At 48.5% G+C, this 14,911-nt stretch carries 11 protein-coding genes and 1 pseudogene; 5 read left to right on the top strand and 7 right to left on the bottom strand.

Annotated elements, in window-relative coordinates:
- Positions 1-11 precede the first annotated feature (11 nt).
- Positions 12-1,757, top strand: a complete 1,746-nt coding sequence (gene msbA, locus N6G83_RS17845) for a lipid A ABC transporter ATP-binding protein/permease MsbA (RefSeq protein WP_024529852.1) — start codon at positions 12-14, stop codon at positions 1,755-1,757.
- Positions 1,757-2,734 carry a tetraacyldisaccharide 4'-kinase gene (gene lpxK, locus N6G83_RS17840; protein ID WP_074028966.1) on the top strand — a complete coding sequence of 326 codons (978 nt, stop codon included), beginning with the start codon at positions 1,757-1,759 and terminating at the stop codon, positions 2,732-2,734. The genes msbA and lpxK overlap by 1 nt, the downstream gene beginning before the upstream one ends.
- Position 2,735: 1 nt before the next feature.
- On the opposite strand, the gene N6G83_RS17835 is transcribed toward lpxK, so the two are convergent.
- Positions 2,736-4,142, bottom strand: a complete 1,407-nt coding sequence (locus N6G83_RS17835) for a VOC family protein (protein WP_260524010.1) — start codon at positions 4,140-4,142, stop codon at positions 2,736-2,738.
- 517 nt (positions 4,143-4,659) lie between these two features.
- Between N6G83_RS17835 and N6G83_RS17830 the strand changes: the two genes are divergently transcribed.
- The 3 genes and pseudogenes from N6G83_RS17830 to N6G83_RS17820 all read left to right on the top strand — a co-directional run.
- A complete protein-coding gene (locus N6G83_RS17830; protein ID WP_021804914.1) occupies positions 4,660-4,869 on the top strand; it encodes a cold shock domain-containing protein in 210 nt (69 codons plus the stop codon).
- A gap of 221 nt (positions 4,870-5,090) precedes the next feature.
- The gene (locus N6G83_RS17825) at positions 5,091-5,312 is read left to right on the top strand and encodes a cold-shock protein (protein ID WP_021804913.1); all 222 of its coding nucleotides are present in this window, start codon (positions 5,091-5,093) and stop codon (positions 5,310-5,312) included.
- Between the two features lie 110 nt (positions 5,313-5,422).
- A pseudogene (locus N6G83_RS17820) lies at positions 5,423-6,280 on the top strand (winged helix-turn-helix domain-containing protein); the annotation flags it as partial.
- A 397-nt stretch (positions 6,281-6,677) separates the two neighbouring features.
- On the opposite strand, the gene N6G83_RS17815 reads toward N6G83_RS17820, so the two are convergent.
- From N6G83_RS17815 to N6G83_RS17790, 6 genes are all read right to left on the bottom strand, one after another.
- Positions 6,678-7,289, bottom strand: a complete 612-nt coding sequence (locus N6G83_RS17815) for a hypothetical protein (RefSeq protein ID WP_211136916.1) — start codon at positions 7,287-7,289, stop codon at positions 6,678-6,680.
- Positions 7,290-7,564: 275 nt separating this feature from the next.
- Positions 7,565-9,559 carry a BCCT family transporter gene (locus N6G83_RS17810; RefSeq protein ID WP_211136915.1) on the bottom strand — a complete coding sequence of 665 codons (1,995 nt, stop codon included), beginning with the start codon at positions 9,557-9,559 and terminating at the stop codon, positions 7,565-7,567.
- A gap of 576 nt (positions 9,560-10,135) precedes the next feature.
- Entirely contained in the window at positions 10,136-10,972 is an 837-nt protein-coding gene (locus N6G83_RS17805) for a universal stress protein (RefSeq protein WP_211136914.1), read from the bottom strand.
- A gap of 17 nt (positions 10,973-10,989) precedes the next feature.
- On the bottom strand, positions 10,990-12,468 hold the full coding sequence (locus N6G83_RS17800) for a SulP family inorganic anion transporter (protein WP_260524009.1): 1,479 nt from the start codon (positions 12,466-12,468) through the stop codon (positions 10,990-10,992).
- 244 nt (positions 12,469-12,712) lie between these two features.
- Positions 12,713-14,215 carry a sensor domain-containing diguanylate cyclase gene (locus tag N6G83_RS17795; protein WP_248006703.1) on the bottom strand — a complete coding sequence of 501 codons (1,503 nt, stop codon included), beginning with the start codon at positions 14,213-14,215 and terminating at the stop codon, positions 12,713-12,715.
- Positions 14,196-14,786: a recombinase family protein gene (locus N6G83_RS17790; RefSeq protein ID WP_211136803.1), complete on the bottom strand. Its 591-nt coding sequence runs from the start codon at positions 14,784-14,786 to the stop codon at positions 14,196-14,198. Before N6G83_RS17790 ends, N6G83_RS17795 begins: the two co-directional genes overlap by 20 nt.
- Between the last annotated feature and the right edge of the window lie 125 nt (positions 14,787-14,911).

Raw genomic sequence — 14,911 nt, 5'->3', positions numbered from 1 at the left:
CTGGTATTTGCATGATGAATGATAAAGATCTCTCCACCTGGCAGACGTTCCGTCGCCTCTGGCCGATGATCACACCTTTTAAAACCGGTTTGGTAGTCGCTGCCGTGGCGCTGGTTTTAAACGCCGCCGGGGACACGTTAATGCTGTCCCTGCTCAAACCGTTATTAGACGACTTTGGTAAAGCCGATAGCCGAGTGTTGCATTGGATGCCGCTGGTCGTGATTGGCCTGATGCTGATGCGTGGCATCACCAGCTATGTCTCCAGCTATTGTATTTCCTGGGTGTCTGGCATGGTGGTGATGCAGATGCGCCGTCGTCTGTTCGGTCATATGATGCGAATGCCGGTGGCCTTTTTTGACCAGCAATCAACAGGAACTCTGCTTTCACGTATTACCTACGACTCGGAACAGGTAGCGTCATCCTCCTCCAGCGCGTTGGTTACCGTGGTGCGTGAAGGGGCCTCGATCATCGGCCTGTTCATCATGATGTTTTATTACAGCTGGCAGCTCTCGCTGATCCTGATCGTACTGGCACCGATCGTCTCCTTCGCGATCCGCCTGGTCTCCAAACGTTTCCGCAATATCAGTAAAAACATGCAAAACACCATGGGGCAGGTGACGACCAGTGCAGAACAGATGCTGAAAGGGCATAAAGAAGTGCTGATCTTTGGTGGTCAACAGGTGGAAACCGAGCGCTTCAACACCGTCAGTAACCGCATGCGTCAGCAGGGGATGAAGCTGGTTTCGGCTTCTTCTATTGCCGATCCCATTATTCAGTTGATCGCCTCATTGGCATTGGCGTTTGTGCTGTTTGCAGCAAGCTTCCCTAGCGTGATGGATACGCTGACAGCCGGTACCATTACCGTGGTGTTCTCCTCCATGATTGCCTTGATGCGTCCACTGAAATCCTTGACCAACGTGAATGCCCAGTTCCAGCGCGGGATGGCGGCTTGCCAGACGTTGTTCTCGATCCTGGATCTGGAACAGGAAAAGGATACCGGTACTCGTCAGGTTGAGCGTGCGAAAGGTGATATCGAATTCCGTCATGTGACCTTTGCCTATCCGGGGCGTGAGATCCCGGCGCTGCGTGATATCAATCTGAGCATTTCAGAAGGTAAAACGGTGGCGTTGGTTGGCCGTTCGGGTTCGGGTAAATCGACGATTGCCAACCTGTTGACGCGTTTCTACGACGTGCAGGAAGGGCAGATCCTGATGGATGGTCACGATCTGCGGGAATATACCCTGGCCTCGCTGCGCGATCAGGTTGCTCTGGTCTCACAGAACGTCCATCTGTTCAACGACACCATTGCCAACAACATTGCCTATGCTCGTGAAGAGCGCTACAGCCGTGAAGAAATTGAGAAAGCGGCGCGTATGGCCTATGCCACCGACTTCATTGATAAAATGGAGCATGGTCTGGATACGGTGATCGGTGAGAACGGCGTGATGCTTTCCGGTGGTCAGCGTCAGCGTATTGCCATCGCTCGTGCCTTGCTGCGAGATTGCCCAATCCTGATCCTGGATGAAGCCACCTCCGCGCTGGATACCGAATCCGAGCGTGCGATCCAGGCGGCCTTGGACGAACTGCAGAAAAACCGTACCTCATTGGTGATTGCCCACCGTCTGTCGACTATCGAGAAAGCCGATGAGATCCTGGTGGTTGAAGATGGGCGTATCGTTGAGCGTGGCCAGCATGCCGAGTTGATCGAGCAGAAAGGGGCTTACGCACAACTTCACCGCATGCAGTTTGGTCAGTAATGATAGAGCGCATCTGGTCCGGTAGTTCACTGGTTTACCTGCTGCTGTTACCGCTCTCCTGGCTGTATGGCCTGGTGAGCGGCCTGATCCGCCTTAGCTACCGCTGCGGCTTGCGCAAGAGTTGGCGTGCGCCAGTGCCGGTGGTTATCGTGGGGAACCTCACTGCGGGTGGCAACGGTAAAACACCGATGGTGATCTGGTTGGTTGAACAGCTGCAACAGCGTGGCTACCGGGTCGGCGTGGTTTCCAGAGGTTACGGCGGCAAGTCGGCGGTCTATCCGCTGGTGCTGGATGCTCAGACTACCACCCGGCAGGCCGGTGATGAACCCGTGCTGATCTATCAGCGAACCGGGGCGCCGGTGGCTATTTCGCCAAAACGTGCCGAAGCGGTGCAAGCCTTGTTGAATCAGGGCGAGCTTGATTTGATCATCACCGACGATGGCCTACAGCACTATGCTTTACAGCGTGATTTTGAGCTGGTGGTGATCGATGGCGTTCGTCGCTTCGGCAATGGTTGGTGGTTACCCGCTGGCCCGATGCGTGAGCGTGTGTCTCGCTTAAAGACGGTGGATGCCTGTGTGGCAAATGGCGGTGTTGCCCAACCGGGGGAAATCGCCATGAAGCTCCAGGCGCAGGATGCGGTGAATATCGCCAGCGGTGAACGCCGCCCGGCGATCGAATTACCTCACGTAGTGGCGATGGCAGGGATAGGTCATCCCCCAAGGTTTTTCGCCACGCTAGAAAAGTTGGGGGTTGAGGTCGAGCGCGAGGTGGCCTTTGCCGATCATCAGGAATACAACCACGGGCAGTTAGCCGCATTGGCGAGCCAAGGCCAAACGCTGCTGATGACCGAGAAGGATGCGGTGAAATGCCGTTCCTTTGCCCAGCCTGACTGGTGGTATCTGCCGGTTGAAGCGGTACTTCCCACCGAGCAGGCCGAGCAACTGTTGCAAGGGATCCAGAAGTTAATCAAATAATCTAAGCTTCCAAAGCGTGCAAGCCCAAGGCCTGCGCGCAAGCTTGCAGTGAGCGCTGCTGCGTTTGCTGATAAAGCGTCAATTCATCAATCACGCCTGCCCCTAATGCCTGTTCAAACGCCGCACGGCTCGATGACGCCGCGTATTGCGCATGGTGGCTCCCCCCCAGATTAGACTGAAAAATTCCAGCGGCGCTGACCGGCAGGAAATCCTCATACACCAACGGCTGGAAGCGGATGTAGTCCAGTGCGATGAGCTGTTCGAGCGTGCTGTGCTGCTCAACGGTCTCTTTAGCTGCCAGCCCGCATTCGGTAGGGAAATAGCGGAACCAGGCTAATTGCTGCACACGTAGTACATTGTAATCATCCGGGAAGGCCTGGAAATGTTCAGCCAGCAGTTGGTAATAGCGTGGAGCATTATCTTCCGTAGCCGGAACCTGTAATGCATCCTGCGCGGCCTGCAGCAGGCGATCGTAAAGCGCACGCCCTTTGGCGGTTAGGGCGACTCCCCGTTGCTCAATCTCACCGAAACGCGCGGTATGATGCCCCACAACCTGATGACCGTCAGGTTCGATAAACAGGACTTGTTCCTCTAACGCTTTGAAACTGGTCTGGCGTAACAGAATAGGGCAGTGGCGCGTAGGCGGGCCTTCGATCACCGCTTTGGGTGGGATCCCGCGTTCTGGCATTGCCGCCTGTACCCGATCGATATCCAGCGTTCTTGGCGTCAGATGGTTGATATGTGGCCCTTTGAAGGCAACGATATCGGCGATCAGGCGATGTTGATTGTGCAACTGTTGATATTCACTGGCGCTGACGGTGGCCAAACGGTGCCAACGGAAGGTTTCGAGCGCCTGGGCAACGAATTCTTGCGCCTGTTCGGCATCCAGCCCGCCCCGGATTTCATGTAACGCTATCAGCTCCAAAGCCCGCTCGGTAAAAATGCAGCGGCGATCCAGTAGCCGTTGTGCCAGCTCGCGCAGCGCCACATTCTCAATCAGTTCCAGTCGTAGCAACGAAGTAAATATGCGAAACGGGCTGACTTGCAGATCGGCTTCATGTACGGCCCGAAAGGCGGTGGAGTGGACGGGGACGCCAGCAGCTGTCAGATCGTAATAACCCACCGGAGACATGCCCATGACGGCAAACAGTCGTCGTAAGGTCTGCAATTCAGCTGCCGTGCCGACGCGGATAGCGCCGTGGCGCTCCATCGATAATCGACCGATTTCACCGGTAATCTGTAACCCATGGGCCAGGGCTGAATCTTTACTCAGCACCTCCCGGTTGGTTTCAGCGACCAGTTCGATCAAGTCACCGTACAGTGGCACCTCTTGTTGATACATGGCCGACATTGCCAGGGAAAATTTGGCGCGAATGTCATTCGGCGAGACGAAGTGCTGGTCGATCATACTGCTAGCTCCTTAGCTCAATAAAATCTGAAAAATGCGGCTTAGGCCGCCAATAGTGCTGGCTAGATGACCCCTCACCGTGTTTTTGACTCAAGTCTAGACAGTTGGTTCATGATTTGTTATCGATTGGCTAACGATATTAGTGTTTTATGCGTTGGCTCTCATTTGCAGGTATAACTCCAAGTGGTGAGTGATGAGCTAAATGCTCCCTCGATGAGTTTAAAATAAGCTAAATTTTAACTATTAAAATCAGTGCGATAGGAATATTCTGGGCGGATGTAGCTAAAAAGTGTGATAAACCTCTTGTCTTGATGATGAGTTTATGAGTAAATGCATACCGGCCTGTGATGCAGCGCTATTTATGTACGAGTATAGATTAAGTAGTTCCTCCCAAGACGTTATCATCTGATTCCGCTTCAAAGACGAACCTTCTAAGTACCTCCCATAAGTAATGATTCTGAAAAACGGCCAAATTGCCATAGGGCAGGTTTTTGTAAATATTTAAAAGGTAATAGTAATGTCTAAGAAGACTGGTCAGGTTAAGTGGTTCAACGAAAGTAAAGGTTTTGGTTTCATTGAACAACAAGATGGCGGCAAAGATGTATTCGTACACTTCTCTGCAATCATGACCGAAGGTTTCAAGACTCTGGCAGAAGGCCAGCGTGTTGAGTATACCATTCAGGACAGCCCGCGCGGGCCGGCTGCCGCCAACGTTGTTGCTCTGTAAGTTTACAGGGAATAGCGTATAGAGAGCTTAATACAACCATAATGACGCGTTTATGCTGAGTTATGCGGAAGATATTAAGCTCAACAAGCCCGCCGCAGTGCGGGTTTTTTAATTTTTGCTCACGAGAGGTTTGTTACGAAAAACTTTAGGATGGGCTGGTAGCGTCCACACAATAACAAAAATAACGTTGTGAAGGATGCTCAAGTGAAAGGATATAAAATATGTTTAAGAATACAATGCTAAAAATGGGCCAGGTAAAATGGTTTGATCAGGCTCAAGGCTATGGTGTTATTTCACCGGTCGATGGTAGTGACGAAATTTATGTTAGCCGTCGTGCTATCGCCAATACCAAAAATAAGTCATTAAACGAAGGTCAGAACGTCGAGTTCTCGATTTATCGTAGCTCTCACGGGCTGTCAGCGGCAGACGTTATCGCGTTCTGACCCAAACTTTCCTCGCCAGTGCCGGTGCCGCCACCCCATGCACTGGCGAAGAAAATTTCCCCAGGATCCTTTATCATCAGGCCATTGCTCAATGACCCTTGGATATCAGGATGCCAATCCCCGTTATTTCGCTTTCCTCTGCCCGCGCGCTTCATCTTGCCGCTCAAGGGCTGCTATCCCCAATTCAACGCCAGGCTTGCCCCGATGATGTGGTGACCGCCATCGATCGTATGGGCTTGCTGCAAATTGACACCATTAGCGTGGTGGCCCGCAGCCCTTACCTGGTGCTGTTCAGTCGCCTGGGCGATTATCGGCCAGAATGGCTGGAACAGGCGTTGGCTAGTCGCAAACTGTTTGAGTACTGGGCGCACGAAGCCTGTTTTCTCCCCATCGATGACTTTGGTCTGTTACGCCACCGTATGTTGCAACCGCAGGGAATGGGGTGGAAATACTCGCAGGAATGGGTGCAACAGCACCAACAGGCTATCGATGAACTGCTACAGCATATCGCGGTGCAGGGGCCGGTGCGTTCGGCCGATTTTAGCGCCGAAAAGAAAGGCGCTAACGGCTGGTGGGATTGGAAGCCGGAAAAGCGTCATCTGGAAATTCTGTTTACCTCTGGCAAGTTGATGGTGGCTGAACGCCGTAATTTTCACCGTGTCTACGATCTCACCGAACGTTTATTGCCGCAGTGGGATGATGATGTGCATGCTTTACCCGAGGCGATGGCGCAACAACAGATGCTCACCCGCAGTTGCCGCTATCTCGGCGTGTTTAAAGCCGAATGGCTGGCGGATTATTACCGATTGAAACGCGTCGCCCCCAAACCGTTGTTGGCAACGCTATTACAGCAGGGAGAGATCTCCCAGATCGCTATCGACGGGCTGGAAGGGGAATTTTATGTCCATCAGTCGCTGGCGGCCGAGTTGGCGCTGGCGGAACAAGGGAAGTTGAAATCCACGGTAACGGGGTTTCAGGGCCAATGATGTAAAAAACCACTCTAAGGAGATAATTTATTGTTTATGTTGAATTTGATGGCCCTAACAACTATCAGGACCGACTGCCATTGTCTCAGATTGCGTCCGAACTTCACGCTAACCTTTGCCCATAAGGTGCGGCCCGGTTCATTAACAGACGTATTCGCGGAATAGTCGAATCTGCTGTTTCCAGCAAGGTTAAGGTGTTCGCTATAGTCTTTGTTGAGCAGGTTATACTGTTATCACCTATGTTGATGAAGTTTCTTTTCCCTATCACATGTCGACTATTTCTGCTATCGGGAGCAGTTTGATACTGTAGGAGTTGCCTTAAAGAAAGCTTCAATCCCAGTATTTAAACCCATATTATATTGTAGCGATACTTATAATTTCAAAGAGGCTTCGCAATAAAAAGATCACCCATATTGTCTGTTTTTATCAATGAAAATACGACCCCATTAACAATGATTTCACTTCCATTACTGGTTAATTTCATAATAATAGTTATTGGAATAGGCGTATCCAAAGCATCATCACCCAATAAAGCTGAAAACAAAGAGGTCAATATTTCTAAAAGATTTCTATTGGAGTCTGATATTTCATCACCTGAAGTAATTATGGTCACCTTATTTAACATTCCAGTTTTCTTATCCACTCCTCCAATTAACCTATTATACTTGCTAAATCTAATCTCAAAGTATTTCCCGTTTCCTTCAAGCTTTAAGCTCACTAAAAATGAGCCTCCCATCTTCTTGAGGTTTTTATTAACTCTATTAACAAAAATCTGTGGGGTGATATTAAATGTTTTATTTTCCACACCAATATTACTAGTTGAACTTAATAATGAATCAGAGATATTAATGAAGGCATCACTCTTACTAAAACTGACTGCATATGGAGTTAATACAAACAGAAATAGAAGAAGGCTGCTTTTAATTATGATTGTAATTCTCGTAAAGATTTTATATCTTAAATTAACCTGGCTGAAAAATGAAGTAGTCATTTTAGAATATTCTTAGAAAAGGTTGTTCCTGTTAGTGTATTTACAATAAGCTACCATTGTGCTTACTGAGTTCGCGTGTCGGCCAAATTTGTAAATATTCTCTCAGAGCGTGAAAATGATATTTTTCCTTGATGGAATATGAGGGCGTTTTTATTTTATAATATAAGTTATTGTGGATGAATAAGTATACTTGATATGCATTATCCTTTTTCACATATGTCTCCTCGTGGTGTTTATGTATAACCGCCTGTTTTCAGACGGTTTTAATCTAGGTGTTAACGTACAAGATGCAGAAAATGTAGATGTTTTTCGTACTGGTCAAGAATATCATGGATAATCTGCTCTTGTGTCCACCCCATGACGTCGTAGTCTTGGCCACCTTCTTTTAGGTGTATTTCAGCACGATAATATTTGTGTTTATCATCCTGTACTTCATGTCCCAGTCCTGCCAACGCAAAGGCTGGTTGAATATAAGCCCGTAATCGCACTTCATAAACAAAATTCAGGTCATTACCCAGATCCACTTCAAAATGAATACGATCATTCTTTTCAGCTGCTATAGAAGATGGGGTCCCTTGCTTGGCTAGTTCTGCAACCACCAATGTCATGGCTGGCTCAATGACTTCGCTCATAAAACGCTTCACTTGCGAGCTTTTAGGAAAGTAAGCAATGTTGCGTAAGCGGCGTTGCCACGAGATAGGATTGCGCGCTGCTGTGGGGGCGATGGTGGTCATTTGCTGACTGTCACGTTTGTAGGCATCAATTCGTAATGCTTTGAGCAAACCGTAAATGGATATCAGAAGAATAACTGAGAATGGCAGTGCACTGGCAATGGTTACCGTTTGAAGTGCACTCAAGCCGCCGACCAGCAACAGTACTATGGCGACTACACCCATCATGCCAGCCCAGAAGATACGTTGCCATACGGGCGTTATACCGCTACCACCAGAGGCTAACGTGTCAACGACCATGGCTCCAGAATCGGCAGACGTAACAAAAAACACTACGACCATTAACATAGCGATAAATGAAAGAACATTAGAAAATGGGAAGTGTTCCAGAAAATTGAACAGTGCCAGGGCGACGTCGTTCTGAACCGTATTGGCCAAATCACGAGCGCCTTTGTTCATGATCATATAAATGGCGCTGTTACCAAAGACCGTCATCCATAACAATGTGAACCCTGCAGGCACAAATAAAACGCCGGTCACGAATTCACGGATCGTACGCCCTCGTGATACTCGGGCGATAAACATGCCGACAAACGGCGACCAGGAAAGCCACCATCCCCAATACAACAATGTCCACCCACCTAACCAGTTACTGGATTTGGGCTCATAGGCATACAGATTAAAGGTTTTGCTGACAATTTGTGACAAGTAGCCTCCGGTATTTTCCACGAAGGACTTCAACAACAGCACTGTTGGACCGAGTGTGGCCACCAGTATCAGAAGTAAGACAGCCAGACCCAGATTGATTTCGGAGAGAATGCGAATACCTTTATCCAATCCTGAGACAACAGAGAGGGTGGCCAGACTGGTGATCCCCACGATTAACATGACCTGTACAGTTTCATTGATAGGTAAACCGAACAGATGATTCAACCCTGCATTCACCTGCAAAACACCATACCCCAACGAGGTCGCCACCCCAAACACAGTGCCAATGACCGCGAAGATATCAACAGCATGACCAATAGGACCGTAAATACGGTCACCGATAATCGGATAGAGCGCAGAGCGCAACGTCAATGGTAAACCATGACGATAACTGAAAAAAGCAAGAATAAGCGCGACAATCGCGTAAATAGCCCAGGCATGCAGGCCCCAGTGGAAGAAGGTGAGGCGCATAGCCTCTTTTGCTGCTTCCACTGTCTCCGGTGTACCGACGGGAGGTGAAAGATAGTGCATTACCGGTTCAGCAACACCAAAAAACATCAACCCAATGCCCATTCCGGCAGAGAAGAGCATGGCGAACCAGGAGAAATAGCTGAAATCTGGCTGCGCATGGTCAGGGCCAAGTTTGATATTACCGTAGCGAGAAAGTCCTAGGAAAGTGACGCTGAGCAGGATTAATGCTACCGCCAGAATGTAAAACCAACTGGCATTAGCGAAAATCTCCTGCTGTAACATTTTGAACTTGCGATCGGCAAGCTCGGGGTATGCAGCAGCGGCAGTGACCAACACGATGATCAAAATAGCAGAGATGAAAAATACGGGGGGATTGATATGGTTGCGAAATATCCTCTTGTCAGTATCATTTTGACTCATAGCATTTCCTTAATTGACACTTGAATGATCATACATAGCACAACCATTCTATACAAATCATAGTGATATGTAAAAACGTACACATATTGGTATTATGATAATATCACTATAGTTGTGACAGGCATCCTTTAGCAGGTTCCCTTCCAAGACTGTGATAGCAAAAAAAAGCCCTGAATAGACAATCAGGGCGAAATCGCATTTTTATACGAGGGAAAATATATACAGCACTTCCAGTGTAGCCCACTCTTTGAAATCTGACTCTGTGCCCCGCCATAAGTACTAACCAAACAAGCCCTATTGATAATGACGTTACTCACTAGTCACTTGGGGGAATCCCCTTGTTAAGCTCGAATATCTGTAGCGGCCGGGCAATGCCTTACTACTGGCATTGGCTTAGGGGGATTTATCTTTTTTTGGTAAACTTATTGACGTTTTCATCCTTTCAATTCAATGGATTTTGAGCATTATCACCTTAAAAGAAGTGGTCAATCTTTTTCGAAGTACAGTAGAACAAAAAAGCGCTAATAAATTTAAATGAAGATGTAAGCCCGTAGCCTCTACGGGCAACGTAAGTTATCACAGCATCAACAGCGGGATAGGTGTTTTCGCCAGCATCGCCGTTGTGTTACTGCCAATGAAAAACTGACGGAGCCGGGAGTGGCCGTACGCCCCCATAATCATCAGGTGGATATTGTTTTCCAACGCATAGCGACACAATGACTCTGCGATATCCCCTCCCGAAATCAGATGAACCTGACTGTTAATACCGGCACTTTTTAACGTAATCTGAGCAGCCTCAAGGGCGGTGGGCTCATCGCCATTCATCACCAGGTGGCAATCAATCCCCTGTAGTAATGGGCTGATGGCTAGTCGCTCCAGGAGTTTTTTGCCTTCAGCACTGCCGTCATAGGCGAGCATGATTTTCCTCGGAGGCACAAAATCTCCCGTGCTGACCAGGATCGGGCACTTCTGGAGCCGGATAACGCTCTCCAACTGACTCCCCACATGCCCACGGGTTTCAGACTGCTCGCCTTTACGGCCCAGGACCATCATTTTGGCGTCCGGGATCTCACCCAGTATTTCGGCGAGGACACCGTGTTTCTGGACGGTATTGACCTCATTGACACCCGGGCTTCTCGCCATTTCTTGTGCAACACGAAGAAGCTGTTTTCCCTGCTCTTTCATCAGGCGCGCTCTTTCACCTTCAATCTGAACCAGTTCAGTCAGTAACACCTCTCGGCTGTCAAACCCGATGCTCCCACTCAGGTCCTTGGAGGTTGAAACATCTGCTTTCTCAATAACATGCAATAATGTGAGTGGTACATTGAGCTTACTGGCAACCCACGCACCGTATTGGCAAACGGCGGTAGCAGACGATGAACCATCAATACAACCAATAATAGTCTCTTTCATAAATGCTCCTTCAAGGATTAATGACCACCCATTATTTTCTCAACATCTTCAGGCTTATCATGCACACCAAACCGATCAACAAGGGTGGTGGTGGCTTCATTCATCCCCCTGATTTCAACGTCCGTTCCCTCTCGACGGAATTTAATCACCACTTTATCCAGTGCGCTCACCGAGGTGATATCCCAGAAGTGGGCGTGACTGACATCAATCACCACCGTGTCGATCGCCTCTTTAAAATCAAATGATTGAGTAAAACGTTCTGCCGTCGCAAAGAAAACCTGTCCGCGCACAGTATAAACACGTCGGCCTTCATCTAACTCGGTATCGACAAGCATAAAGCGGGCAATTTTATTGGCAAAGTTCATGGCCGCAATCAGGACGCCGACCAGAACCCCATAGGCCAGGTTATGGGTGGCGACTACCACCACGACCGTGGCGATCATCACGACGCTGGTTGACAGGGGGTGTATCCGCAGATTGACGATTGAGCGCCAGGAGAACGTCCCGATAGACACCATAATCATCACGGCCACCAGGGCTGCCATCGGGATACGGGAAACCCAATCATTGAGGAAAACCACCATACAAAGCAGAACCACACCGGCAGTTAATGTTGAAAGTCGCCCTCTGCCACCGGATTTGATATTGATGATTGACTGGCCGATCATCGCACAACCTGCCATCCCCCCGATGAATGCCGTACAGATGTTGGCGATCCCTTGAGCTTTGCACTCGCGGTTCTTGTCGCTGGCCGTATCGGTTAAATCATCAACAATGGTTGCCGTCATCATGGATTCCAGTAGCCCGACTACCGCCAGCCCGGCAGAGTAAGGCAGTATAATCATGAGCGTGTTGAGATTGAGTGGTACATCCGGTATCAGGAACATCGGCAGGCTATCAGGCAGTTCGCCCATATCACCAACGGTACGGATTTCAAGCCTCAGGCCGATTGAGAGCGCGGTCAACACCACAATGCACACCAGGGGAGATGGGATGGTTTTATTGAGCAAAGGAAACAGATAAATGATCGCCAATCCGGCGGCAGTCATGGCATAAACATGCCAGGTTACATCCGTCAGCTCAGGTAACTGAGCCATAAAAATAAGGATGGCCAGTGCATTGACGAAACCGGTAACGACGGAGCGAGAGACAAAGCGCATCAGGTTACCCAGTTTGAGATAACCCGCAACCAGTTGAAGGATACCCGTCAACACGGTAGCCGCAAGCAGGTATTCAAGCCCGTGTTCTTTTACCAGCGTCACCATCAGCAACGCCATGGCTCCGGTCGCAGAGGAAATCATTCCCGGTCTGCCGCCGACAAAGGCGATGATGACGGCGATCGAGAACGCGGCATAGAGCCCCACTTTGGGATCGACACCGGCAATAATGGAGAAGGAGATAGCTTCAGGGATTAAAGCAAGAGCAACGACAATACCGGCCAGCACATCCCCACGGATGTTACCGAGCCAGTCCTTACGTGTTGAGGACAACAGCATTTTTACTATCCTGATAGTTATTTCCCCGATAGCGGGGCTGTTTTAGTCAAATTTCAGATACAAAGAACATCCCTGGGGTGGGATTGAGTGTAAAGGCATTGAAACGATAGGGCTTCAGCCTGTCAGAGGGGCGGGGGCTTAGGGTGGCGTAAGACGCATGATAATGTAATTCTTATCCATTTGTTATGTCGCTGGAAGTCTAGCGGCATAGGCGTTCCCAGGCAAGTATCGCAAATGTGCGAGATTATCCCTCCTCACCTTCAACATGGGTGGCTTTCACCTGATTTCGCCCAGACCTTTTCGCTTCATAGAGCTTTGAGTCAGCCACTTTCAATAAATCATCAAAGTGAACAAGCTCCCCTTCTTTCGGATGGCATGTCACTGCACCAATACTGATCGTGACCGTTCTTCTGAGTGAGGTCAAATTTTCAACGCTTTTGCGTAATCTTTCACAGGCCAAAAGGCAGCCTTTTTCATCTGTTTCAGGGAAAAGCATGATAAATTCCTCCCCGCCAAACCGTGCGACTTTATCCTGGCTTCGTAGGGTATGACTGAGTTCTCTGGCGATACTCTTTAGGGCAAAATCGCCTTCCTGGTGACCATAATCATCGTTATACGATTTAAAAAAATCGATATCGGCAATGGCAAGTGATACAGGGACGGGATGGCGTGCCATTCTGGTCATTTCACGCTCAAACCAGAGCATGAATTTTCGACGATTGGCGATTTCCGTCAGACTGTCTTCCGTGGCCATGCGCTCCAGAATAATATTGACCTTATGCAGCGCCTCTTTTTGGTTTTTGAGCTCTATCTCCATCGTTTTACGCTCATCGATACTTTGAATCTGAGCGATATAATATTTGACATCACCGTTATCTTCACGCACCAGAGAGACACTCAGAAGGATCCAGATATAATGGCCTGACGCCGTCAGATATCGTTTTTCCAATTGATAGAACGGAATATTGCCTTGGGAAAGTGCCTCTAATTGCTGTAAGTCCGTGGTTAAATCATCAGGATGTGTGATGTGCTGAAAATTGATGGAAAGTAAATAATCTTCAGTGTACCCCAGCATACGGGTCAAGGCGCCGTTAATCTTTACCCACTGGCCTGAAGGGGCTACCAGCGCCATCCCGATGGTTGAGTTTTCAAAAATACTTTCGAGAATGTCGTTATTTTTTCGTAGCGATGAGATGACATTTTTATTTTCACTGGTTAACAAGTTCATCTCGATTAACGAGCCAACACCCTCAGCCATTAAACTAATGAATTCATAGTCATCCTCAGAGAAAAATATTGTTCTTACCTGAGTGGAAGAAAAATTAAGTGTACCCCATAAGTTTTCTCTCACCCATATTGGTGCCGAGATATAACTTTCAAGCCGCATGCCAATGTAGACGGGGTGAGTATTAAAACCAGGGTGCTCTCCTGCATGTTCAACGCTTATTATCCTACTTTCGCTGACCACTCGCTGGCAATAGGTGTTTTTTAACTCAAAAACCATGCCAGCTGAAATATCTCCTCCTGTTGGTGAAACTGCAAGCAGAGAGTAACAGTCCCCCTCTATCTGACTGATAATACCCAGTGACAGGTTAAAAGCTTTTAATCCTTCATTGAGGATAGCGTGGTAGGTCTCTTCAGGCGAAGCATGTCTCTTGACCAACGCCTCATAAAGGAAGTGAACTCGGTTGATATTAATTTTGCTTTCTTGCATTTTTAACACCACCTTATCTTTTCGTCTTTTCACGTATAACCCCGGTTTGCTCTGTCAGAGTCCTTTTCTTCAGTCTGTAAAAGGTCGCCCGCGATACGCCCGTTTTTTCCAGTATAGTTTTCTCTGGTGCATCTTGTGTGATTAACTCCCGCACCATGTCAGACTGACGGTGCGGTTTACGTCCGAATTTTACTCCAGATGCCATAGCCGCTATTCGACCTTCATTAGTCCGCTCCAGAATGCGCTTCCGTTCCGCCTCAGCCACAGCAGCCAGTATTTGAATGACCATCTTGCCCATCGTCCCCTCGGTGCTTAGGCCATTTTCAAGAAATCGAATAGCGATACCCTTTTTATAGCAGGTATCAACGATAGTGATCATATCCGCAGTATTGCGGCCAAGGCGGTCCATTTTGGTACAAAGAATAATGTCATCTTTTTCTGCTCGAGCAAGAAGCCGCTGCAACCCTTCTCGCCCATCGGTTGCTCCCGACATCATGTCGGTGAAAATCCGATCATCTCTCACGCCCGCCACTTTGAGTTCAGAAATCTGTGCGGTCAGTTTCTGATGGCTGGTTGATACCCTTGCATACCCCAACAATGCCATTTATGTCTCACAAATCGATATTGATACTGTGTAGTATCATAATGCATAAATCACGATTTTTGATACTGACATTCAGTACCGTTTGGGGTGGTATCAAAACTCATAATATCTGATACCGCCAAAAT

The organism is Serratia sp. PL7 (assembly GCF_945957435.1).
Note: the sequence above shows the minus strand (reverse complement) of the source record. Positions and strands in the feature narration are given on the sequence as shown.